This window comes from uncultured Lacinutrix sp. (assembly GCF_947500325.1).
In the GTDB taxonomy this organism is placed as follows: Bacteria; Bacteroidota; Bacteroidia; order Flavobacteriales; family Flavobacteriaceae; genus Lacinutrix.
The window spans coordinates 1-22,814 of the sequence record NZ_CANMRQ010000003.1 but is presented as its reverse complement, the minus strand read 5'-3'; the positions used below and the strand labels follow the sequence as shown (position 1 = coordinate 22,814).

Sequence of the window (22,814 nt, the reverse complement as noted above, 5' to 3'; positions counted from 1 at the left end):
ATGAAAACGTTAGTCTTTAGTCTATTTAGTTTATTATCCTTTGCTGTATTTGCACAAGATGACGCAGCAATCTTGGAAGAAGAGTTTATTCCTATTGAAGTAGAAGGAAGAGAAGCTTATATGTCTACTAAAACAGGTGAATATACATATCTAAAACATAGCGAGACAGATGAAACGCAGCTAAAGACAACCTCAAGTGGTGTTGTATATACAGATATTTCTACTCACATTATTAAAAAAGGAGAAACGTTATCTTCTATAGCTAAAAAAAACAATGTTACAATTGAAGAAATAAAAAGGTATAATAAATTATCAAGTTCAAATTTAAAAGTTGGAGCTAAGGTTAAAATTGTTAAGAAAACATTAGTTAAATCAAGTAGTCCTGTAAAAGGGACTTCTGGTGAAGAGCGTATTATTGCGCGTCTACGTCCGGGAGAATCTCCTGGGGCTTTGGCGCCACCGCCACCAATGGAAGTGATTGAAAAGAAATTAATCAAAACAGAAAAAACCAGAGCTCAACCCATAAAAGCAACATATAAAGTAGAAAATGATATTAAAAACCCTGTTTTGGGGCTAGGTGATAATAAAGTAGAAGAAATAACAAATCAAACTATCGAAGAGCCTGTTAAAGAATCTAAAAAAGAAAAACTAAAACGGCTTAAGGCAGAAATGAAAGCATTAGAAGCAGAGTTAGAAGCAGAACCAAAACAAACTGTTGAAAAAAACGCTCACGATGCTCACGATGGTCACGATCATAGTAAATCTGAAAAAAAAGAAAAGCTAAAGAAGGAACAGAAAGAAGAGAAAAATGTTAAAACTACTGAAGAAGTAAAAATTATAACTGAAAAACATAAAGAAGACTCTAAAGAAGAAATTTTCGATAAAGTTGAAATAGAAGAAGAGTCTCTTGCTGCTAAGGCTTCACGAATTGTTAAGCAAGTTAAAGAAACTAAGAAACCATCAAAAACTGTAACTTCAGATTCTGAAAAGAAAAAAGAAAAAGAGATTTTCTATACTGTAAAAAAAGGAAATTCCTTATGGAGTATTGCAAAGAAGCATAACATGACTGTTAATGCTTTAAAAAAACTCAATAATCTTAAGAATAATAACTTAGATATTGGCCAAAAATTAAAAGTCCTTCCAAAATTAAATAAGTAGTACACTTCAAATTATACTAATATTACGCATGAAAACTATTACAATTACAGTTTTTTGTCTATTGTCAATGACTGTTATTTCTCAAAATAATATGGTAGATGTCACCATTGATGATAGACCAGCAAAAATGAATATGGCTACTGGCGAATACAAATTTACTGGTAAGAAAATAAAACCTTCAAAAACAACTATTGAAAACAACGTTATAGATAATCTTGGAGATTCAAGTACAGATATACATGTCGTTAAAAAGGGAGAAACACTATATGCTATTTCAAAACAATATGGTGTTAGTATGGCACAAATTAAAAGTGTTAATAATTTGTCCACTAATCTTTTAAAAATTGGTCAAGAATTAACCATTGGATATTCTAATACAAGAATACTCTCTACTAGTGCAAGTTATACAGTAGCTAAAGGCGATACGTTATATAGTATTTCAAAGCATAATAATATCTCAGTTACCCAGCTTAAAACACTTAATGGTCTTAGTAGTAATTTAATTAGCATAGGACAAGTGTTAAAACTTAAATAATTGCTTTAAATTCTATCATATTAAAAATAAAACAGACATCTAGGCGTTCTAAAATAGATTTAGTTACTTTTGCAGCTTTATGCTTAAAAAAATTGTCCCTTTTTGCTATCTATTATTTAGTTCTTTTTGCTTTGCGCAATTAGGAGGACAATCTACATACCAATTTTTAAATTTAGTAAACTCACCTAGACAAGCAGCTTTAGGAGGAAAAGTATTAACTAATGTTGATTATGATGTTACTCAAGCATTGTATAATCCATCTACAATTAATGTAGAAATGGATAATCAATTTGCATTAAATTACACTAGTTATTTAGGAGGTATTTCTTATGGTACTGCTGCATATGCTTATACATGGGATAGACGCACACAAACTATTCACGCAGGGATGACTTACGTTAATTATGGTGATTTTATTGGTTATGATGAAAGTGGATTAGAAACTGGAACATTTTCTGGATCTGAAGCAGCTTTATCTGTAGGTTATGCTAAGCAAATAGGGTATAGTGACTTTTATGCAGGTGCTAATGTAAAATTAATAACTTCTACTTTAGAACAATATAGCTCATTTGGTGTAGCTGCAGATTTAGGTTTGTTATATATAGATGAACGTTTGGAGTTTCAAGGTACTTTAGTAGTAAGAAATCTCGGGACACAAATAACAACTTATGCAGGAAGAAGAGAGTCTTTACCACTTGAAATAGATGTAGGCTTATCACAAACATTAGAAAACGTACCATTACGTTGGCATTTAACGTTCGAGAATTTGCAACAATGGCCAATAGGTATAGAAAATCCAGCTAGAGCTACTACAGATTTAGAAGGCAACCAAACTCAAGAAAAAGTTGGTTTTTTATCGCAATTAATTCGTCATACTATTGTAGGAGCTGAATTATTTCCAAATAAAGGATTTAATATTAGATTGGGGTACAGTTTTAGACGTGGTGAAGAATTACGTATTGTAGATCAACGTAATTTTTCTGGAATTTCCGCAGGCTTTTCTATTAAGCTTAACAAATTGCGTTTTAGTTATACACATGCTAAATATACTACAGCGGCTAATTCAAATTTCTTTGGTTTGCAGATTGATTTGAGATAAGAATTATAGCTTGTTTTTTATAACATTAATCTAAAATTATTGATATTGAAAATTCTTTAATTAATTTAGTGTATAGTATCAAAAATAATTACTAATTTCAAGCTTGAAAATTGTCAATCAAACAATAAGCAAAGATGAAATTTAAATACTTATTAATATTTACATTACCATTTTACATTACTTCTTTTTCTCAATCAAATAATCAAGCAATCAAAGCATACATAGGCAAGAGTAGTTACGAAATAGATTCTGCTTTTATACAAAAAATAAACTTACCAAAAATGATACAATTTCAAGGGTATTATCATTTAGGTGAGTCAGAAGATGTGCCTAATTTAGAGGTTTTATGTAGTAATGGTAAGTTGTATGCTAGAAGTACTTATAGTGATTGGGAAAATGATAAAAGAGTAAATAAAGTATTTAGGGAACGTATAAGATATTTTGTAGATAGTATTCAGATTAATAAAACTTTTTACAAGCTATATCGTTTTGTAAAAAATAAAAATAAAATGTTAGAAAAAGGAGATGTTGGTTTAATTTCTAAAACCGATAATAACACTCAATTTAATTACCAGTCTAATCTATCATTTTCTGGAAGATTTCCTGAAGCAAGTTTTGTAAAATTAACGATGAATGATATTAAGGCATTTTCTAAAATAGATTTAAAAATTATGCGAAATGAAATTTTCGCAAGAAGAGGGCATGTTTTTTATAAAGGAAAACAAATGGATCGCTATTTTAAAAAACAAGACTGGTACAATATATTAGAAAAGAAGGGTAAAATTCTATTAGATGATTTAAGTGAAATTGAACGATATAATACTGACCTAATTATGCAATTAGAGGTTAAATAATAATAAAGCTTAAATAAGAGTAAAACTATAATGTGTTATTCCTGTATAAAATTTAGACTCAATGCTTATAGAAATAAGCAACACTTATGGAATTATTGAGAATGGTCGAATAATAACGGTAAAAGGAACTATCTTAAAAAATTAAAAGACTAAATTCTTATAAATAATGCAGGTCAAATTATATCGATTTCAAAACTATTATCTTCATTTTTTTGAATCTAAATATGTTATAGATTATGTTAGCTTTTAAAGAAAAAAATAATATTTCTCTGCTAAATAGAATCAATGAGTGAAAATGAGAATAGAATTATATATAGAACCTAAAGGAACACCAGATATTAGAATGATAGATCAGTTTCAATGGTGGAAAATTCAAGGTATTATGCCTAATGAAATTAAAAAAAGGGTTGAGAAGTTTTGAGCTAAGTAACTTGTAATGTTTGTTTAAAAAAAATATAAGTATTTTTGTATAAAATATATATTATAATAGCATGAAAAATCTAAAAATAAAGACTGTCTTTTTAACCATTGTACTAGCGATAACATATTCAGTACAGTCGCAAACTAATACAGCACAATATGATGTTAATAAATTAAAGGGAATGAAATCTAAAGCGGCGTATATCACTTTAGATCAAAAAGAATTTGGAAACACAAAGACATTTCAAGAAGATGATGTAACATATAAATTGTGGTATAACAGTAAGACTGGACAATGTATAAAAACTTTTAGTAAAAACTATTATATAGCAAGAGTTGAAAATTCTAGTAGTTGTAAAGGTAATGCTAGTAGTAATAACAGTAATAATGCTTTTGATATAAATAAACTAAAAAGAATGAAGTCTAAAGCTGCATATACTACTTTAGAACAAAATAACTTTGGTAATAGTAAAACATTCCAAGAAGGTGATGTTACGTATAAATTATGGTATAATAGTAAAACAGAGCAATGTGTAAAAACGTTTAGTAGAAATTACTATATAGTAAAGGTTGAGAATTCTAATAACTGTAAAGGAAAAAATACAGCTATTATTAATACTTCTAGTACTAATAATACAACAGTAAATACTAATACTACTAGTAATACAAATACTACTATTAATACAACTAATAATACCAGTACAACGGTAAATACTAATACTGCTAATACCTCAAACAATACAAATACTACAACAGTAAACACTAATACTAGTAGTAGTGATACTAAGTTTACAATTAATAAATTAAAAGGTATGAAGTCTAAGGCTGCTTATACAACTTTAGCGCAAAATGATTTTGGTAATAGTAAAACTTTTCAAGAAGGTAATGTAACTTATAAACTTTGGTATAATAGTAAAACTGGAGAATGTGTTAAAACATATAGCCGAAATTATTATATAATTAAAATAGAAAAGTCAACTAAATGTAAAAGCAATAATAGTAGTACAGATAATAAATATAATAAGCAGTATAAAGGCATGAAATCTAAAGCTGCATATACAAGTTTAGCGCAAAATGGCTTTGGAAATACGAAAACATTTCAAGAGGGTAATGTAACATATAAATTATGGTATAACAGTAAAACCGATGAATGTATAAAAACCTTTAGTAAAAGCTATTATATAGCTAAAGTCGAAATCTCTAATAGTTGTAAATAATTAATTTATTTCTTAAACAAATTAAAAAGTGAAACTTTATGTTTCACTTTTTTTTGCTAATAAATTTTATTCATAGCATTAATTATTAAAACCCATAATAGATTAATTATATTATTTTCGCATTATAATTTATACTATGCAAAACATAACCATAGCCATAGACGGTTTTTCATCAACAGGCAAGAGTACTGTTGCTAAACAAATAGCAAAACATTTAGGTTACATATATGTAGATACTGGTGCGATGTATCGTGCAGTAACATTATTTACAATGCGTAATGGTTTTATTACTAAAGAAAATTTTGATGTTAATGCCTTAGTAGAAAGATTAAGAGAGATAAATATTACTTTTAAATTTAATAAAGCATTAGGCTTTGCAGAAGTATATTTAAATGGTGAAAATATAGAAAAGGAAATTAGAACACTGGAAGTGTCTAGTTATGTAAGTAAAGTGGCGGCAATACCTGAAGTGCGTTACCAACTGGTAAAAGAACAACAGCAAATGGGTAAAGATAAAGGAGTTGTAATGGACGGTAGAGATATTGGTACAGTTGTATTCCCTTATGCCGAACTTAAATTATTTATGATTGCTTCAGCAGAGAAAAGAGCGACAAGACGTTATGACGAGTTAATAAATAGAGGAGATAATGTAATTTATGAAGATGTATTAAGAAATGTTCAAGAACGTGACTATATAGATTCTCATAGAGAAGATTCCCCTTTAAGAAAAGCAGACGATGCAATCGAAATTGATAATTCTGATTTAACCTTAGAAGAACAATTTGAAAAAGTATTACAATTAGTAGAAATGACTTTAGAAGATATAGAATAGTTTTAAAGTATTTGTTTCTCTATGCATAACTAAGCAAAACTTATATAATATGTGAGTAAAAACAAAAGCGAGCTAACCTAAGTCAACTCGCTTTCAAAAGAAATTCGCTATTAATCCCTACAAGTTCGGGATTACTAATTCTTGATCTGGGTGAATAACATCTGGATTTTTTAAGATGTCAGTGTTCGCTTGAAAAATAGCATTGTATTTTCCTGCGCTTCCATAATATTGCTTTGCGATTGCTCCTAATGTCTCTCCGCTTTTTACTGTATGTCTTGCATAAACAGTAGTATCTGCTACATCAATATCTGCAACGATATCACTTGGGTTTTCTCCACCAGCAGCTTTTATTTCATCCCAAAGTAAATTTTTCTCATATTGTGTTCCAGCAGTACCTTTAACTGTTAATACACCATTAGCTTCAGTAACGTCTCCATTCTGAATATTTAATTTCTCGCCTAAATCAAGTACACCTTGATATTTTGCTCTTACCATAATTGTTTTGTTTTTAATATTAATCTTATGTACTAAAGATAGTAATTTATCATATAAATTAAAATTTGAAGAATTCTATTAAAATTTATTCTTCAACTTATTAGATGAAACGATTAATTTATCCGATAAAACACATGTTTTCTATTACGTATGTTTAACACATATAATAGTACAGTATTTATACTCTAATCTACTATAAAACAGAGTACTTAATCTTTTTTGTTTAACATTAGGCAATATGGTTAAAATGTAGTATTTTTGCACTCCTTTTTAGCGATTTATAGGAAAGATGAAAAGGAATTAAAACAAAATTATTTATAACACTTCTGTGTGTTAACGCTTTAAACTCTTCCAAGCATACAGAATACAAATTATTATCTGCAATGGCTGAAAAAGCAAAACAAGCAGAGGTTGTAGCTGAAGCTGCAACAGCAACAAAAGAAGCTCCAGTAGTATCTGAAGCTCAAGCAAACCCTGAAAAATTCTTAAAAGAGTTTAACTGGCATAACTACCAAGAAGGTATTGATGAAGTTGAAGATTCTCAATTAAAAGAATTTGAAAAATTAGTATCAGAAAATTTTGTTGATACTTTAGATGATGAAGTAGTAGAAGGAGAAGTAGTGCATATTTCAGATCGTGATGCAATTATTGACATTAACGCAAAATCTGAAGGTGTAATTTCTCTTAACGAATTTCGTTACAATCCAGATTTAAAAGTTGGTGATAAAGTAGAAGTATTAATTGATGTTCGTGAAGATGCAACTGGTCAATTAGTATTATCTCACAGAAAAGCACGTGTAATCAAAGCATGGGATCGTGTAAACAATGCTCACGATACTGGTGAAATCGTTAATGGTTTCGTTAAATGTAGAACTAAAGGTGGTATGATTGTAGATGTTTTCGGTATCGAAGCATTCTTACCAGGTTCTCAAATTGATGTTAAGCCAATTAGAGATTACGATCAATACGTAAATAAAACTATGGAATTTAAAGTTGTGAAAATCAACCACGAATTCAAAAACGTAGTAGTATCTCATAAAGCTTTAATTGAAGCTGATATTGAAGAGCAAAAGAAAGAAATTATTGGTCAATTAGAAAAAGGTCAAGTATTAGAAGGTGTTGTTAAAAACATTACTTCTTACGGTGTATTCATCGATCTTGGTGGCGTTGACGGATTAGTACATATTACAGATTTATCTTGGTCTAGAATTAACCATCCAAATGAGATTGTTGAGTTAGATCAGAAATTAAATGTTGTAATCCTTGATTTTGATGAAAACAAATCAAGAATCCAATTAGGTCTTAAGCAATTATCTAAGCACCCATGGGATGCTTTAGGTGAAGAAGTAAATGTTGGAGATAAAGTAAAAGGTAAAGTAGTTGTAATCGCAGATTACGGTGCATTTATTGAAGTTGCAGAAGGTGTTGAAGGTTTAGTTCACGTTTCTGAAATGTCTTGGTCTACTCACTTACGTTCTGCAAACGACTTTGTAAATGTTGGAGATGAAATCGAAGCTCAAATCTTAACTTTAGATAGAGAAGATCGTAAAATGTCATTAGGTATCAAGCAATTATCGCAAGATCCATGGACAGATATTACAACTAAATACCCTGTAGGTTCTAAGCACACAGGTATTGTACGTAACTTTACAAACTTTGGTGTTTTTGTTGAATTAGAAGAAGGTATTGATGGATTAATTTACATCTCAGATTTATCTTGGACTAAGAAAATTAAGCACCCATCTGAGTTCTGTGCAGTTGGTGATAAATTAGAAGTAGTAGTACTTGAATTAGATGTTGAAGGACGTAAATTATCTTTAGGTCACAAACAAACAACAGATAATCCTTGGGATAAGTATGAAACTGAGTTCGCATTAGACACTACGCATACAGCAGAAATTGCTGAAGTTGTAGATAAAGGTGCAACTATTGAATTCAATGAAGATATCGTAGCTTTCGTTCCTTCTCGTCACTTAGAACAAGAAGACGGTAAGAAATTAAAGAAAGGTGATTCTGCAGAATTCAAAATTATTGAATTTAATAAAGAGTTTAAGAGAGTAGTTGCTTCGCATACTGCAATCTTTAAAGCTGAAGAAATGGCAAATGTTAAAGCTGCTGCTGCTAAGCAAGCTGCTCAAGCTGCCGAAGCAAAACCAACTTTAGGTGATGCTAACGATGCTTTACAAGCTCTTAAAGATAAAATGGACGGAAAGATATAATTTCTAACCATTATAATATTAAAAGCCTCTAGTTTTCTAGAGGCTTTTTTTGTTTATAATTTTATGTTTCAACTTCTAAAATTTTGCCTTACCTTTGTTCTTCAAATACCCTTTCAGAGTATATGAGTCAAAAAGTGCTACTTAATGCAACAGCCGTAAACATCATTCTTCATCGTTTGGCTTGCCAATTAATTGAAAATCACAACGACTTTTCTAATACCGTTTTAATAGGCATACAACCAAGAGGAAAGTATTTAGCTAACCGTTTAGCTAATATGCTTACAACAGAATATAAAATTAAAAACTTACAATTAGGTCATTTAGATATTACATTCTATCGCGACGATTTTCGTAGAGGAGATAAAATACATGAAGCTAATACTACAGAAATTAACTTTGTAGTTGAAGACAAGAAAGTAGTCTTTATAGATGATGTATTATATACAGGAAGAAGTATTCGTGCAGCATTAACAGCAATTCAATCGTTTGGTAGACCAAACGAAATAGAATTGTTGACACTTATAGATAGACGATTTAGCAGACATTTACCAATACAACCCAATTATCGTGGTAGGCAAGTAGATGCCATTAATGAAGAAAAGGTAAAAGTGAATTGGAAAGAGAATGAAGGAGAAGATACTGTCTATTTAATAAATGATTAAAGATAAATAATAGTAAATAACATGAGCGAATTAAGTGTCAATCACTTATTAGGAATTAAATACCTTCAAGAAAAAGATATTCAACTTATTTTTGAAACAGCAGATCATTTTAAAGAAGTCATAAATAGACCAATAAAAAAAGTGCCTTCTCTTCGTGATATTACTATTGCTAATTTGTTTTTTGAAAATTCTACTAGAACAAAATTATCATTTGAATTAGCAGAAAAAAGATTATCTGCAGATGTTATTAATTTTTCTGCAGGGCAATCATCTGTAAAAAAAGGTGAAACCTTAATAGATACAGTAAATAATATTCTATCTATGAAAGTAGATATGGTAGTTATGCGTCATCCTAATCCTGGAGCTGGTGTATTTTTATCTAAGCATGTAAAAGCAAATATTATAAATGCAGGAGATGGTGCACACGAACATCCAACACAAGCACTTTTAGATTCTTATTCTATAAGAGAAAGACTTGGCGATGTAGCAGGAAAAAATGTAGTAATTGTTGGAGATATTTTACACAGTCGCGTTGCTTTGTCTAATATTTTTGCTTTAAAATTACAAGGCGCGAATGTTATGGTTTGCGGGCCAAAAACATTATTACCAAAATATATAGATAAATTAGGGGTAAAAGTAGAAACTAATTTACGTAAAGCATTACAATGGTGTGATGTAGCCAATATGTTACGTGTTCAAAATGAACGCATGGATATTAGCTACTTTCCATCAACAAGAGAATATACACAACAGTTTGGAGTTAATAAAGAATTATTAGATTCTTTAGATAAAGAAATAACAATCATGCATCCAGGACCAATAAATAGAGGTGTTGAGATTACTAGTGATGTTGCAGATTCTAAGCAAGCCATTATTTTAGATCAAGTACAAAATGGTGTTGCAGTTAGGATGGCAGTGATTTATTTATTAGCTTCAAAAATAAAACAGTAGAATTATGATTATAGATCAAGACGGAAACATTTCCATCATCACTCAGGAAAAGGCTACTATTGTTGAACTAGTAAAAAAAATAGAAGCATTATATCCAAAATTTGAGAAGCATAATATTATTATTCAATTATCTTCTTTAGGAAAAATTAGCGTTCAAGATGTTATTGAGTTTTTAAGAATTTCAAATAGACACCGTGAAGCAAAACAATCTTTTGTAGTTGTTACAAACTCAATTAATACAAATGAAACGCCAGAAGAAATAGTTGTAGTACCTACAATGCAAGAAGCGCGTGATATTATTGAAATGGAAGAAATGGAGCGTGATTTAGGATTTTAAAAATTAATGAAACTAAATATTCTAGGTTGCTACAGTGCAACACCACGTAAATTTACAAATCCAACAGCTCAGGTTTTAGAAATTAACAACCATCAATTCTTGATTGATTGTGGCGAAGGCACGCAAGTACAATTACGCAAACAAAAGATTAAATTTAATCGCATTAAGCATATTTTTATCTCACATTTGCATGGAGACCATTGTTTTGGTTTGGTAGGTTTAATTTCTACAATGCGCCTATTAACTCGTGAAGCAGATTTACATATATATGCTCCAAAAGGTTTAAAAGAAGTGATTACACTTCAAATGAAGTTAGCCAATTCTTGGACAGATTATAAACTAATTTTTCATGAATTAACTAGCAAAGAATCAGAACTTATCTTTGAAGATGAAAAAGTAGAAGTGTATACGATTCCTTTAGATCACCGCGTCTACACTAATGGATTTCTTTTTAAAGAGAAAGAAGGAGATCGTAAATTAGATATGAATGCTGTATTAAATGCAAATATTGATGTAGCATATTATAGAAAATTAAAACAAGGTTTCGATGTTGAAAATAATGATGGAGACATTATAAAAAACAAAACAGTAACTAAAGCTCCAAATAAACCAAAAAGCTATGCTTTTTGTAGTGATACAGCCTACAAAGAAGATATTATTCCAATAATAGATAGAGTAGATGTTTTGTATCACGAATCTACTTTTCTAGAGCAACATGCAAAATTAGCCCCAAAAACAAAACATAGTACTGCAAAAGAAGCTGCAAGCATTGCTAAAAAAGCTAATGTAGGAACATTAGTATTGGGACATTATTCTACTCGCTACGGCGATTTAAATGTTTTTAAAGAAGAAGCTAGTGAATATTTCGAAAATGTTGAGTTAGCAGATGATGGAAAAGTATTTGAATTTTAATTAATAATAAATTATGATCTTAGTGCATATTAGAAATAGACTTCTTAGAATAGCTATTGTAATTATTGTACTTTTTTGTTTTTTTAATTGTACAAAAAATGAAACCTTAAAAGAAATATCTGAAAGAGACAAGCAGGCTCTTAATTTAATTGATAATTATATAAAAACAGATTTTAAAATAGCAGATGCGCATATAGATTCATTAATAAATAAAGCAAATATTAATAAAAACGCATTACTTCTTGCTGAAGCCTATTTAAGAAAAGGTTTTGTGTTAACAATTAAGGAAGAATATAAAAATAGTATCGATACACTTAAAAAAGGTGTAGAAATTATTAAAAACTACAAAAACTTACCATTAAAAAACTTATTTCTTTTAAGGATAGGTAATAATTATGTCTTGGATGAGAAAAACTATATAGCACTCCAATATTATTTGCCAGTTTATGAAGATGCAAAAAGAAAAAATAATGTAGAACATTTATTTAAATCTTCTGTAAATATTGCTAAAATTAGGCGAAATGCAGGAAAATATGAAGAGGCTTTAGAAAAATACAAAACAGCCTATAAACAAACTAAGCAAATAGAAGTATCCGAATATAATACCGCAAGGGTATTAATGGGAATAGGAGGAACTTATTTAAAATTGCAGGAACCTGATTCCGCATTATATTATAGTCGCAAAGGATTTGAGATTAGTAAATTAATAAACGATAAAGTTGGAGAAAGTTACTTTTTTAATGATTTTGGAATTGCCTATTTTTTAAAAGAAGATTATAATCAATCATTAGATAATTTAAGTAAAGCTGAAAAATATTTAAAAGCGATAAATAATAATAAGCGCTTATCAGAAACGCTTTTTTATAAAGGTAGTTGTTATTACAAAAAGCAAGAGTATAAGGAAGCAATTAATTACTTTGAAAATGTACTATCTATAGTAAACAAATCAGAAAAGTTAAATAACAAAAAGTTTGAACCTCTTTTTTTAGAAAACACTTATGATTTTTTATCAAAATCTTATTTAGCTATAGATAATATTAATAAATCTATCATGTATGAAACTAAACGTGATAAACTATCTTTTACTACTAATAAAGAAAACAATGAAATAAAAGCCACTTTGCATGAAAGTGATTTGCGAATAGTAACAGAAGAATTTATAAAAAAAATGCATGTCGCTGATGCAAAAAGAGTAGTCTATAATAAATGGATTATAATATTCATCGTTATATTTTGTATAGCATCTTTATACTTCATACTACATTATAAAAAAGAAGCAAAAAAGAATAAAGAACGCTTTGAAAAACTGATTAAAAGTCAGGAAATAAAACCAGAAAAGAGACCATCTAAAGTTAAGATAACAGATGCTAAAGTTGAAGAAATATTGCAAAAACTTGAAAAAGTAGAACAGCAAGAATATTATTTGGAAGTTACTTGTTCTTTAGCTAATATGGCAAAGAAGGTTAGAACTAATGGTACATATTTAACTAAAATATTAAAAGAACAAAAAGGAAAAACTTTCTATGAGTATATAAACGAATTAAGGATAAATTATGCTATTAATCGTTTAAAAACGAATACACAATTTAGGAAGTATGCAATCATGCATATAGCAAAAGAAGTAGGTTATAAAAGTCCTGAGTCATTTACAAAGCATTTTAAAAAGGCAACTGGAATTAATCCTTCGTATTATATAAAAGAATTAGAAAAACTTAACACATAATAATTTAGATTTTTTAGTTGTCTTTTACAAACCCTAAATTAGATGATTTATGTTTAATAAAAATTGCTTTTAAAAATAAAAGCAATAATTTTAAAGTATTGAATAATATAGTATAGAAACAATTCAAAACATTAAATCATGAAAAAAAAACTAATTAAAAACCTAAGCTTATCTAAGACTGTAATTGCAAAAATTCAATTATCTACAGTGGAAAAAATTAAGGGAGGAACAGATCCTATTTCGCCTCCTATTCCTCCAGAATTTGGTGTTTCTGCTCATGCATCTCAATGTGGAATGGAAATATGTTATTAAACATAAAATTGATTCCCTAAATCATCCAATTTAGGTTAAGTAATCTTTTTATCTTCTAAAATACTTTATAGTTTGGTGGTGTCAATCGATAGACAGGTATAGCTGAAAACCTTTATAAATTGTAGGCATTAAAATTTTTAATTATGAAGAAATCTAAAATTAAATTAAGTTTAAACAAAAAGACTATTTCTAAGTTAGATAAAGAAGCTGTTAAAGGAGGCATCCATCATACTTGTACACCAACATGTACACAAACCGCTTTATATTCTATGTGCGGTAATCAGCAATGCTATTAATTATAGCTAATAATAAAGAGACAACTAAAGTTGTCTCTTTATTATATAAAATGTTTTCTCTACCTTCAATGTAATAAATTTGTTTTTTATTTAAAATCTTTATTCAAGACTTCTAAAAGAGATTTTATCTTTTCATGCTAAAAAAACTCTTATTACCTTCTTTTTTAGCACAAAACACTTCATTATAAAAGCATAAATTAGATGATTTAAGGCTTTAAATTAATGGTTATCAAAATAAAATATTTAGTTTTAAATAGTTATAAAATTATTGATTAACAATTTAAAATTTAAAATTATGAAGAAAAAAACAATTAAAAATTTAAAACTATCTAAGAGTGTAATTGCAAAAATTCAATTATCTGCACTGCAAAAAATTAAAGGCGGAACAGATCCTATTTCTCCACCTGCTATGACTAAAGCACCAGATGAAGATGGTGTTTGTTATGCAATGAATTAAATAAACTTCTTTTTTAACAACTTAAATCATCTAATTTGTGTTAAGTTGTTTTTTTATCTATAATAATACTTTATAGTTTGGTAGTGTCAATCGATAGATAGGTATAGTCGAAAACCTTATAAAGTGTAGGCATTATAAATTAAAAATTATGAAAAAACAAGATTTAAAAAATTTGATCTTAAACAAAAAAGTGATTTCAAACTTCGATCAAAAAAAACTTACAGGAAAAGGCTTACAAACTGTAGATCATAAAACAGGTTGTATAGATCAATGTGATTTAAAGTAAGTGCTATAAACTAAAATAAAAGAGCTTAAATAGCTATACTATTTAAGCTCTTTCTATTCTATAGTTTCAACAAAGCTCTTAAATTGATTCAACCATTTTTGAACTTGTTTTTTAAATAATCCAGGAAACAACTTAGCCATCATTTTTATAAATAAGCCATTAAATTTTGTGTATTCTATTTCAGAGATATAACGCGTTTTATTCTCATCTAAAGATTTAAAGGAAACTTTCATGGTATTCGTCATATGCTTGTGTTCATATAAAGCATAAAACTCTTCTGGTAAATCATTATTAATAATAGTTTCTATTAATTCTAATTTTTTATATATCATTTTTGACTTAGAGCCTTTTTTTCCTGCACTTCCACTAATTAGTCTTTTTTCTATAAAACCATCTTGATAATGTTTTAGGTTGTCGGGATTTAAAAAAACATCAACGACTTTATTCAACGTTTTATCTATATCTACTGAACATGAGAATTTCATAATTGTAGTTTTTAATTTTTTAAAGTTAATAAAAATTGCTTCGCATAATAATTTTTAAATCTTGTAAATTGCAATATGGAAAAAGACTTAGGAAATTATCGTAAATCATATGAGAAAGGAGAATTATTGCTTAATAATACTCCAAACAATCCAATAGAGCTATTTAGAGACTGGTTTTTAGAAGTTGACACTAATTTCCCAGAAGATGAAACTAATGCTATGACGATTGCTACTATTGGTCTTGATGGTTATCCAAAGAGTAGAGTAGTACTTCTTAAAAAATATACTCACGAAGGGTTTATTTTTTATACTAATTATAATAGTGAAAAAGGAAAAGCGATAGAAAACAATCCTCATGTTTGTTTATCATTTTTCTGGCCTGGAGCAGAAAGACAAATTATTATTAAAGGTAAAGCAGAAAAAATAGCTAAAAACCTAAGTGATGGTTATTTTGAATCAAGACCTAGAGGTAGTCAATTAGGGGCTTTGGTATCTAATCAAAGTGAAGTGATTGTTAATAGAGAGTTCTTAGAGGATAAATTAAAAGATTTAGAAGTTCATTATAAAAACAAACCAATTGAAAGACCTAGCTTTTGGGGAGGTTATATTGTTAAGCCAGTAGAGATTGAGTTTTGGCAAGGCAGACCAAATCGATTACATGACCGTATAGATTTTAAGTTAAACTCTGATAATGAATGGATTAAAACTAGACTATCTCCGTAATTAACGATTAAAGGTTGTTTTATTTCGTCGAAATGTATATCTAATCATTCAATTCGGCTTTTTCATCGATAAAAAACAGTAAATACCGTTAAAATACATGTTTTTTATCGATTTTAACATTTTGTTAACATTTCATAAGAATTTGCTTAGTTATCTTTAAAGTGCCCAAGTAAATATATCCCTTATGAAAAATGCACTTAACCTATTTTTAGTCTCTTGTTTAATAGTATTTTCAACGTCTTGTTCAAGTGACTCAACTGAAGAGTTAAGTTTAGAAAATAATGAAATGGTTATTCCACAATCTAAGGTTATAGAGATTGAAATTTTAGAACTTATTAATAACCATCGTATTAGTCAAGGATTAAATACATTAGATGATTTAGATATTATTAAAGGTCAAGCTTTCACACATTCAGATTATATGGTTGAAACAAACAATGTATCTCACGCAAATTTTCCAAGCAGAAGAATGTATTTAATTAATAATGCTGGTGCTGTATCTGTTTCTGAAAATGTTGCCTATGGTTTTACTAATGCACAATCTGTTGTTAATGCTTGGTTAAACAGTGAAGATCATAAAGCTAATATAGAAGGTGATTTTACAGATTTTGAAATATCTGCAGAGCAAAATGATGAAGGTGATTGGTATTACACTAATATATTTATTAAAAAATAAATAATTATATATTGATTGATAGTAAAAAGAGCATCTAATTTTAGATGCTCTTTTTTATTATTTACTGTAACCTTTAGTTATTATAAACTTGGAACGCCTGTTTTTTTGATGTTCAGCTTCACTACATTTTACACGGTTAGTACAATTATTTAATAATTGAGATTCTCCATAACCAATAGCACTTTCAATTCTTTTGGTTGCAATACCTCTAGAAAATAAGTAATCTCTAGTAGATTTAGCCCTTCTGTCTGAAAGTTTCATATTATACGCGTCGCGTCCACGACTATCGGTATGTGCTTCAATTCGTATTATCATATTTGGATGCTCACGCATAACAACTACAATATTTTCTAACTCATAAGCTGCGTCTGGTCTAATATTAGATTTATTATAATCGAAGAAAATTGGGTTAATTACAATTTCACTATCAATAATTAAAGGCGATAGAAATAAATCTAACTGAGTTTCTTCTCCATTTACTTGAGATGTATTAATTTCTCTTTGATCTGGCCTATAAATCACTTTTTCTGCCAGGACAATAAATTTTGAATCACAAGGAACATCTTTAAATTCATAAAAACCATTTTTGTCAGATGTTTGTATCTCTAAGACCTTACCTTTCTCATCCATTAGTTTTACAACCACTTTAGGTAATGGATCATTAGACAGTTTATTTCTGGTAATTCCTGTAATTATTTGTTTACATTCATATTTACCAAATGAATAAATATCATCTCCTCCTTTTCCGCCTTCTCTGTTTGAAGAAAAGTATCCAGTATTTGTATCAGAATCTACAAAATAGGCAAAGTCATCATAACCGCTATTATATGGAGCGCCAAGGTTTTTAATATAAACATCTAAAGTATCATTCTTTAAAATATTACTTTCGAAAATATCTAATAAGCCTAAGTTTAAGTGGGCGTCTGAAGAAAAATATAATGTAGAATCTTTTGCAACATAAGGAAAGTTTTCACGACCCTCAGTGTTAATTTCATCTCCTAAATTTTGCGGAGAACCAAATGTACCATCATTTTTAATTTTTACTTTATAAAGATCTGTTTGTCCAATACCGCCTTCTCTATCAGAAACAAAATATAAAGTTTTATTATCAGGACTTAAGGCTGGTGAACCGTTTGAAAAATCATCACCATTAAATGGTAAATCTTCAAGATCCGACCAAGTGCCATCATTTAATTTAGCTCTGTATATTCTTAAATTTGAGGTGCCACCTTTATCATAATTTACTTTTTTGCCTTTTCTAAGATTATCTCTAGTAAAATATATTGTTTTCCCATCATTTGTAATAGTAACTGAGGCCTCATGAAAATCTGAATTGATAGAATTTGAATTAATTAGATCTGTATCACTAATTATTTTTTCTAACTCTTCAATTTTTACATTTGCTTGGTAAATATTAAGGAAAGGTTCTTTGTTCCATTGATATAACTTTTTCTCATCTAATTCAGTATTTTCTTTTGCTCTTGTAGATGCAAAATATAATAGTCCATCTTTCTCAAAACTTCCAAAATCTGAATATTCAGTATTTAGCTCTAAGTTTTTATAATTAACATAAACACGGTCAGTAGATTCTAATGCTTCGAATTTTTCTATATCAAATACATCTTCCTCTTTTAAACGTTTATCATTCTTTTTACGTTCTTTAAAAATTTCAGTCCATTTTTTTGCTTCAGTATACTGATTTAAACTTCTAAGTGTTTGAATATATTTATAGATATATTCAGGATTGATATCATCATATTTATTCACAGCTTTCTTATACCATAAACTTGCAGACTTTACATTAGAATTATTATAATAACAATCACCAATTCTAGTTAAAATATGAGCTGTTGTATCTCCTTTTTTTAATACTTCTAAATAAAGTTCAGTTGCTTGAATGTAAGCATAATCTTTAAAGAAGTTATCAGCTACTTTAACTTGAGCGTTTAGAACAAAAGCGAAAGAAGTAAAGGTTAATATGAATAATAATTTTTTCATTAAAAGTATCTTGGTGATTTAATACGTTTACTAGGTTTAAATAATTCGTACATGAGTAAAATTTCATGAGTTCCACTGGTATAAGGTCTTAAGTCTGATAAAAAGTATTCATAAGTATAACCTATACGTAGTTGTTTATGTACTTGAAAATCAACTAAACCTCCAAGTGTAGTTGTATCTTGATTGTAGCGATAACCAGCTCCAATCCACAGCTTTTCGAAAAAGAGTAAATTTGCATTTATATCAAATGAAATTGGTGCTCCATTAACTACTTTAGCTAATACTGCAGGCTTAAGTTTTGTGTTTTCGCTTAAGTTGAACACATAACCTCCAGTTAAATAATAGCCTACACGCTCTAAAGCAACATATTCAACAGCATCGACTCTATTTGCTAAATTATAATCTGTATTTAATATTCTTGGAGCAGATAATCCAACATACCATTTATTTGTATGCCAAAATAAACCAACACCAACATTGGGATTCCATCGACTACTTATATCGCTAAAGAAAGGATCAGAATACACAGCTTCATCATCTAAAAAACCTATAGTATCTAAGTTGTAATGGGTAAAACCGGCTTTAAGACCAAAAGCTAATTTTGTATTTTCGCCAGTTTTTATAGTATATGAAAAATCTCCGTATGCAAAAACAAAATTTTCATAGCCTAATTGATCATTAATAACAGAAAGACCTAATCCTACTTTTTCATTTTTCATTGGAGAATGAATAGAGAGCGTTTGTGTACTTGGGCCTCTATCTAAACCAACCCATTGACTTCTATGTAGTCCCACAACGCTTAATGTTTCTCTACTACCTGCATAAGCAGGATTTATAGATATAGTATTAAACATATATTGAGAGAATTGAGGTAATTGTTGAGCGAAAGAAAACGCAAAACTGAAAAATATAAGTGTAAATATTAATGCTGTCTTATTTTTCATTAAAAATTTATTTCGTTCCAAGATATAGTGGGCCTGTTATAGGGTCTAAACCACTATCTTTAATTATTATTACGTAATAGTATGTTCCGTTAGGTAATTTATCAGCACTTCCTAATGAAGTTTTAATAGAAGAACCATTCCAATCATTTTGATAATCTGTTGTCTCAAATATGATGCCACCATATCTATTGAAGATTTTTAATTCTATAACAAATCCACATTTTCTAACACCACTTACTTCAAAGAAATCATTAAATCCATCTCCATTTGGAGTTACTGCTTTAGATATCGAAAATGCATCCACACCACATGGTAATACAACACAATCATCGTTAACTGTAATAGTTACTTCTGTGGTTGTAAAACAAGAACCATCTCCAATCATATAGCTAAATACATAATCTCCTAATTCAACCTCTAAAGGATCGAAAATTCCATCTTCAATTGTAGTGTCTCCAGAAACTATTTCCCAAGTACCCGAAGTATCTGTAGTAGAGTTTAAGTAATCAAACAAATCAATAAGACCATCTTCTGTACAACGCTCATCAGTTACTTCTATTACAGTATCTTCATTACTTACATTTATTATTTGAGTATATGTAGCAGTATTTCCACAAGCATCTGTAACTGTCCATTCTCTAATTATATCATAGTCTTCACCATCATCATTAAATCCATTTGTTTCTTCAAATACAATAACAATATCTGCTGTATCTGAGCATCCATCATTAAATTCTACAGTAGGAATTTCAGGAATTTCAGAACAGACTACATTTATATTAGTATCTAAAGGCGTTAATAATTGTGGAGCTATAGTATCTTCTAAAGTTAAAGTAGACATTAAAGTTGTTGTATTACCACAATCATCCGCTACTATATAGTTAACAATTATAGAACCTGTATATCCACAATCAGATATGAAATTAGCAAAGTCATAATTAGAAGTTACAGTATTTGTAGCATTAGCATCGCAAGCATCAGTACCACAGTTTTCAAGAGCAGCTATATTATCAGCATTCCATTGGTCAGCAATAGTTTGGTTATCTGTACCAGAACATTCTAAAGATTGATCAGTTACTGTACAGTTAGATAAATCAGGACCAGTAGTATCTTCAAGAGTAAGAGTAGCCGTTAAGTCAGTAGTGTTACCACAATCATCAGCAACAGTATATGTTACCGTAATAGTTCCTCCAACACCACAAGTGCTACTTAGATTAGCAAAGTCATAATTAGAAGTTACAGTATTTGTAGCATTAGCATCACAAGCATCAGTACCACAGTTTTCAAGAGCAGCTATATTATCAGCATTCCATTGGTCAGCAATAGTTTGGTTATCTGTACCAGAACATTCTAAAGATTGATCAGTTACTGTACAGTTAGATAAATCAGGACCAGTAGTATCTTCAAGAGTAAGAGTAGCCGTTAAGTCAGTAGTGTTACCACAATCATCAGCAACGGTATATGTTACCGTAATAGTTCCACCAACACCACAAGTGCTACTTAGATTAGCAAAGTCATAATTAGAAGTTACAGTATTTGCTGCATTAGCATCACAAGCATCAGTACCACAGTTTTCAAGAGCAGCTATATTATCAGCATTCCATTGGTCAGCAATAGTTTGGTTATCTGTACCAGAACATTCTAAAGATTGATCAGTTACTGTACAGTTAGATAAATCAGGACCAGTAGTATCTTCAAGAGTAAGAGTAGCCGTTAAGTCAGTAGTGTTACCACAATCATCAGCAACAGTATATGTTACCGCAATAGTTCCACCAACACCACAAGTGCTACTTAGATTAGCAAAGTCATAATTAGAAGTTACAGTATTTGTAGCATTAGCATCGCAAGTATCAGTACCACAGTTTTCAAGAGCAGCTATATTATCAGCATTCCATTGGTCAGCAATAGTTTGGTTATCTGTACTAGAACATTCTAAAGATTGATCAGTTACTGTACAGTTAGATAAATCAGGACCAGTAGTATCTTCAAGAGTAAGAGTAGCCGTTAAGTCAGTAGTGTTACCACAATCATCAGCAACAGTATATGTTACCGTAATAGTTCCTCCAACACCACAAGTGCTACTTAGATTAGCAAAGTCATAATTAGAAGTTACAGTATTTGTAGCATTAGCATCGCAAGCATCAGTACCACAGTTTTCAAGAGCAGCTATATTATCAGCATTCCATTGGTCAGCAATAGTTTGGTTATCTGTACCAGAACATTCTAAAGATTGATCAGTTACTGTACAGTTAGATAAATCAGGACCAGTAGTATCTTCAAGAGTAAGAGTAGCCGTTAAGTCAGTAGTGTTACCACAATCATCAGCAACGGTATATGTTACCGCAATAGTTCCTCCAACACCACAAGTGCTACTTAGATTAGCAAAGTCATAATTAGAAGTTACAGTATTTGCTGCATTAGCATCGCAAGCATCAGTACCACAGTTTTCAAGAGCAGCTATATTATCAGCATTCCATTGGTCAGCAATAGTTTGGTTATCTGTACCAGAACATTCTAAAGATTGATCAGTTACTGTACAGTTAGATAAATCAGGACCAGTAGTATCTTCAAGAGTAAGAGTAGCCGTTAAGTCAGTAGTGTTACCACAATCATCAGCAACAGTATATGTTACCGCAATAGTACCACCTAAACCACAAGTGCTGCTTAGATTAGCAAAGTCATAATTAGAAGTTACAGTATTTGTAGCATTAGCATCGCAAGTATCAGTACCACAGTTTTCAAGAGCAGCTATATTATCAGCATTCCATTGGTCAGCAATAGTTTGGTTATCTGTACCAGAACATTCTAAAGATTGATCAGTTACTGTACAGTTAGATAAATCAGGACCAGTAGTATCTTCAAGAGTAAGAGTAGCCGTTAAGTCAGTAGTGTTACCACAATCATCAGCCACAGTATATGTTATCGTAATAGTTCCTCCAACACCACAAGTAGTTGTAAGCGTTGTAAAGTCGTAGTTAGAAGTAACTGTAACATTAATATCATTAGCACAAGCTTGAATAGCCGCAATGTTATCAGCATTCCATTGGTCAGCAATGGTTTGGTTATTATCACCGTCACATTCTAGAGTTTGGTCAGTTACATTACAAGTAGATAAATCTGGTCCAGTGATATCTCCAAAAGATAGGGTAGCAGTAACAGTAGAGCTATTACCACAATCATCGGTTACAGTATAGTTTACAGTAATATTCCCACAAGGTCCGCA

General features: G+C 29.8%; 24 protein-coding genes. 19 read left to right on the top strand and 5 right to left on the bottom strand.

Annotated features, from left to right (window positions below):
* The 7 genes from Q0997_RS05255 to cmk all read left to right on the top strand — a co-directional run bounded on the left by Q0997_RS05255 (position 1) and on the right by cmk (position 6,115).
* On the top strand, positions 1 to 1,158 hold the full coding sequence (locus Q0997_RS05255) for a LysM peptidoglycan-binding domain-containing protein (protein WP_299885600.1): 1,158 nt from the start codon (positions 1 to 3) through the stop codon (positions 1,156 to 1,158).
* Positions 1,159 to 1,186: 28 nt separating this feature from the next.
* Positions 1,187 to 1,693 carry a LysM peptidoglycan-binding domain-containing protein gene (locus tag Q0997_RS05250; RefSeq protein WP_299885597.1) on the top strand — a complete coding sequence of 169 codons (507 nt, stop codon included), beginning with the start codon at positions 1,187 to 1,189 and terminating at the stop codon, positions 1,691 to 1,693.
* A 79-nt stretch (positions 1,694 to 1,772) separates the two neighbouring features.
* Positions 1,773 to 2,792, top strand: a complete 1,020-nt coding sequence (gene porQ / locus Q0997_RS05245) for a type IX secretion system protein PorQ (RefSeq protein ID WP_299885594.1) — start codon at positions 1,773 to 1,775, stop codon at positions 2,790 to 2,792.
* 134 nt (positions 2,793 to 2,926) lie between these two features.
* A complete protein-coding gene (locus Q0997_RS05240; protein WP_299885591.1) occupies positions 2,927 to 3,646 on the top strand; it encodes a YARHG domain-containing protein in 720 nt (239 codons plus the stop codon).
* A gap of 295 nt (positions 3,647 to 3,941) precedes the next feature.
* A complete protein-coding gene (locus Q0997_RS05235; protein WP_299885588.1) occupies positions 3,942 to 4,067 on the top strand; it encodes a hypothetical protein in 126 nt (41 codons plus the stop codon).
* 70 nt (positions 4,068 to 4,137) lie between these two features.
* Positions 4,138 to 5,283 (top strand): hypothetical protein, encoded by a 1,146-nt coding sequence (locus Q0997_RS05230; protein WP_299885585.1) that lies wholly within the window; start codon positions 4,138 to 4,140, stop codon positions 5,281 to 5,283.
* Positions 5,284 to 5,419: 136 nt separating this feature from the next.
* Positions 5,420 to 6,115 (top strand): (d)CMP kinase, encoded by a 696-nt coding sequence (cmk, locus tag Q0997_RS05225; RefSeq protein WP_299885582.1) that lies wholly within the window; start codon positions 5,420 to 5,422, stop codon positions 6,113 to 6,115.
* A gap of 117 nt (positions 6,116 to 6,232) precedes the next feature.
* On the opposite strand, the gene Q0997_RS05220 is transcribed toward cmk, so the two are convergent.
* Positions 6,233 to 6,610 (bottom strand): LysM peptidoglycan-binding domain-containing protein, encoded by a 378-nt coding sequence (locus tag Q0997_RS05220; protein ID WP_299885579.1) that lies wholly within the window; start codon positions 6,608 to 6,610, stop codon positions 6,233 to 6,235.
* 383 nt (positions 6,611 to 6,993) lie between these two features.
* Between Q0997_RS05220 and rpsA the strand changes: the two genes are divergently transcribed.
* From rpsA to Q0997_RS05170, 10 genes are all read left to right on the top strand, one after another.
* On the top strand, positions 6,994 to 8,829 hold the full coding sequence (rpsA, locus tag Q0997_RS05215) for a 30S ribosomal protein S1 (protein WP_299885576.1): 1,836 nt from the start codon (positions 6,994 to 6,996) through the stop codon (positions 8,827 to 8,829).
* A 122-nt stretch (positions 8,830 to 8,951) separates the two neighbouring features.
* Complete coding sequence (pyrR, locus tag Q0997_RS05210) at positions 8,952 to 9,491, top strand: bifunctional pyr operon transcriptional regulator/uracil phosphoribosyltransferase PyrR (protein WP_299885573.1); 540 nt, start codon at positions 8,952 to 8,954, stop codon at positions 9,489 to 9,491.
* Positions 9,492 to 9,512: 21 nt separating this feature from the next.
* Entirely contained in the window at positions 9,513 to 10,442 is a 930-nt protein-coding gene (locus tag Q0997_RS05205) for an aspartate carbamoyltransferase catalytic subunit (RefSeq protein ID WP_299885570.1), read from the top strand.
* Positions 10,443 to 10,446: 4 nt separating this feature from the next.
* Positions 10,447 to 10,779, top strand: a complete 333-nt coding sequence (locus Q0997_RS05200; RefSeq protein WP_299885567.1) for a ribonuclease Z — start codon at positions 10,447 to 10,449, stop codon at positions 10,777 to 10,779.
* A gap of 6 nt (positions 10,780 to 10,785) precedes the next feature.
* Positions 10,786 to 11,691: a ribonuclease Z gene (locus Q0997_RS05195; RefSeq protein WP_299885564.1), complete on the top strand. Its 906-nt coding sequence runs from the start codon at positions 10,786 to 10,788 to the stop codon at positions 11,689 to 11,691.
* Between the two features lie 13 nt (positions 11,692 to 11,704).
* Entirely contained in the window at positions 11,705 to 13,414 is a 1,710-nt protein-coding gene (locus Q0997_RS05190) for a tetratricopeptide repeat protein (protein WP_299885561.1), read from the top strand.
* A gap of 138 nt (positions 13,415 to 13,552) precedes the next feature.
* Positions 13,553 to 13,726: a class I lanthipeptide gene (locus tag Q0997_RS05185; RefSeq protein ID WP_299885558.1), complete on the top strand. Its 174-nt coding sequence runs from the start codon at positions 13,553 to 13,555 to the stop codon at positions 13,724 to 13,726.
* A 143-nt stretch (positions 13,727 to 13,869) separates the two neighbouring features.
* Entirely contained in the window at positions 13,870 to 14,022 is a 153-nt protein-coding gene (locus tag Q0997_RS05180; RefSeq protein ID WP_299885555.1) for a hypothetical protein, read from the top strand.
* A 295-nt stretch (positions 14,023 to 14,317) separates the two neighbouring features.
* A complete protein-coding gene (locus Q0997_RS05175; RefSeq protein ID WP_299885552.1) occupies positions 14,318 to 14,479 on the top strand; it encodes a hypothetical protein in 162 nt (53 codons plus the stop codon).
* Between the two features lie 148 nt (positions 14,480 to 14,627).
* Positions 14,628 to 14,765, top strand: coding sequence for a hypothetical protein (locus tag Q0997_RS05170; RefSeq protein ID WP_299885549.1), 138 nt, complete (start codon positions 14,628 to 14,630; stop codon positions 14,763 to 14,765).
* A gap of 53 nt (positions 14,766 to 14,818) precedes the next feature.
* Here the strand turns inward: Q0997_RS05170 and Q0997_RS05165 are convergent, their stop codons facing one another.
* Positions 14,819 to 15,250 carry an SRPBCC family protein gene (locus Q0997_RS05165; RefSeq protein ID WP_299885546.1) on the bottom strand — a complete coding sequence of 144 codons (432 nt, stop codon included), beginning with the start codon at positions 15,248 to 15,250 and terminating at the stop codon, positions 14,819 to 14,821.
* A gap of 75 nt (positions 15,251 to 15,325) precedes the next feature.
* Between Q0997_RS05165 and pdxH the strand changes: the two genes are divergently transcribed.
* Both pdxH and Q0997_RS05155 read left to right on the top strand, forming a co-directional pair.
* Complete coding sequence (pdxH, locus tag Q0997_RS05160; protein WP_299885543.1) at positions 15,326 to 15,973, top strand: pyridoxamine 5'-phosphate oxidase; 648 nt, start codon at positions 15,326 to 15,328, stop codon at positions 15,971 to 15,973.
* A gap of 184 nt (positions 15,974 to 16,157) precedes the next feature.
* Positions 16,158 to 16,649, top strand: a complete 492-nt coding sequence (locus Q0997_RS05155) for a CAP domain-containing protein (RefSeq protein ID WP_299885542.1) — start codon at positions 16,158 to 16,160, stop codon at positions 16,647 to 16,649.
* A gap of 57 nt (positions 16,650 to 16,706) precedes the next feature.
* Here Q0997_RS05155 and Q0997_RS05150 read toward each other — a convergent pair whose 3' ends face one another.
* From Q0997_RS05150 to Q0997_RS05140, 3 genes are all read right to left on the bottom strand, one after another.
* Positions 16,707 to 18,647 carry an OmpA family protein gene (locus Q0997_RS05150; RefSeq protein ID WP_299885540.1) on the bottom strand — a complete coding sequence of 647 codons (1,941 nt, stop codon included), beginning with the start codon at positions 18,645 to 18,647 and terminating at the stop codon, positions 16,707 to 16,709.
* Positions 18,647 to 19,591: a type IX secretion system membrane protein PorP/SprF gene (locus Q0997_RS05145; RefSeq protein ID WP_299885538.1), complete on the bottom strand. Its 945-nt coding sequence runs from the start codon at positions 19,589 to 19,591 to the stop codon at positions 18,647 to 18,649. The genes Q0997_RS05150 and Q0997_RS05145 overlap by 1 nt, the downstream gene beginning before the upstream one ends.
* 7 nt (positions 19,592 to 19,598) lie before the next feature.
* On the bottom strand, positions 19,599 to 22,814 hold a 3,216-nt coding region (locus Q0997_RS05140), incomplete at its 5' end, for a gliding motility-associated C-terminal domain-containing protein (RefSeq protein ID WP_299885536.1).

Bases quoted from the DNA above. Each gene is read 5' to 3' on its own strand.
- Q0997_RS05230 (WP_299885585.1), top strand. From the start codon at position 4,138: ATGAAAAATCTAAAAATAAAGACTGTCTTTTTAACCATTGTACTAGCG.
- Q0997_RS05195 (WP_299885564.1), top strand. From the start codon at position 10,786: ATGAAACTAAATATTCTAGGTTGCTACAGTGCAACACCACGTAAATTT.
- cmk (WP_299885582.1), top strand. From the start codon at position 5,420: ATGCAAAACATAACCATAGCCATAGACGGTTTTTCATCAACAGGCAAG.
- Q0997_RS05205 (WP_299885570.1), top strand. From the start codon at position 9,513: ATGAGCGAATTAAGTGTCAATCACTTATTAGGAATTAAATACCTTCAA.
- Q0997_RS05235 (WP_299885588.1), top strand. From the start codon at position 3,942: ATGAGAATAGAATTATATATAGAACCTAAAGGAACACCAGATATTAGA.
- Q0997_RS05185 (WP_299885558.1), top strand. From the start codon at position 13,553: ATGAAAAAAAAACTAATTAAAAACCTAAGCTTATCTAAGACTGTAATT.
- Q0997_RS05175 (WP_299885552.1), top strand. From the start codon at position 14,318: ATGAAGAAAAAAACAATTAAAAATTTAAAACTATCTAAGAGTGTAATT.
- Q0997_RS05155 (WP_299885542.1), top strand. From the start codon at position 16,158: ATGAAAAATGCACTTAACCTATTTTTAGTCTCTTGTTTAATAGTATTT.
- Q0997_RS05180 (WP_299885555.1), top strand. From the start codon at position 13,870: ATGAAGAAATCTAAAATTAAATTAAGTTTAAACAAAAAGACTATTTCT.
- porQ (WP_299885594.1), top strand. From the start codon at position 1,773: ATGCTTAAAAAAATTGTCCCTTTTTGCTATCTATTATTTAGTTCTTTT.
- Q0997_RS05250 (WP_299885597.1), top strand. From the start codon at position 1,187: ATGAAAACTATTACAATTACAGTTTTTTGTCTATTGTCAATGACTGTT.
- Q0997_RS05165 (WP_299885546.1), bottom strand. From the start codon at position 15,250: ATGAAATTCTCATGTTCAGTAGATATAGATAAAACGTTGAATAAAGTC.
- rpsA (WP_299885576.1), top strand. From the start codon at position 6,994: ATGGCTGAAAAAGCAAAACAAGCAGAGGTTGTAGCTGAAGCTGCAACA.
- pyrR (WP_299885573.1), top strand. From the start codon at position 8,952: ATGAGTCAAAAAGTGCTACTTAATGCAACAGCCGTAAACATCATTCTT.
- Q0997_RS05170 (WP_299885549.1), top strand. From the start codon at position 14,628: ATGAAAAAACAAGATTTAAAAAATTTGATCTTAAACAAAAAAGTGATT.
- pdxH (WP_299885543.1), top strand. From the start codon at position 15,326: ATGGAAAAAGACTTAGGAAATTATCGTAAATCATATGAGAAAGGAGAA.
- Q0997_RS05255 (WP_299885600.1), top strand. From the start codon at position 1: ATGAAAACGTTAGTCTTTAGTCTATTTAGTTTATTATCCTTTGCTGTA.
- Q0997_RS05240 (WP_299885591.1), top strand. From the start codon at position 2,927: ATGAAATTTAAATACTTATTAATATTTACATTACCATTTTACATTACT.
- Q0997_RS05190 (WP_299885561.1), top strand. From the start codon at position 11,705: ATGATCTTAGTGCATATTAGAAATAGACTTCTTAGAATAGCTATTGTA.
- Q0997_RS05220 (WP_299885579.1), bottom strand. From the start codon at position 6,610: ATGGTAAGAGCAAAATATCAAGGTGTACTTGATTTAGGCGAGAAATTA.
- Q0997_RS05200 (WP_299885567.1), top strand. From the start codon at position 10,447: ATGATTATAGATCAAGACGGAAACATTTCCATCATCACTCAGGAAAAG.
- Q0997_RS05145 (WP_299885538.1), bottom strand. From the start codon at position 19,591: ATGAAAAATAAGACAGCATTAATATTTACACTTATATTTTTCAGTTTT.
- Q0997_RS05150 (WP_299885540.1), bottom strand. From the start codon at position 18,647: ATGAAAAAATTATTATTCATATTAACCTTTACTTCTTTCGCTTTTGTT.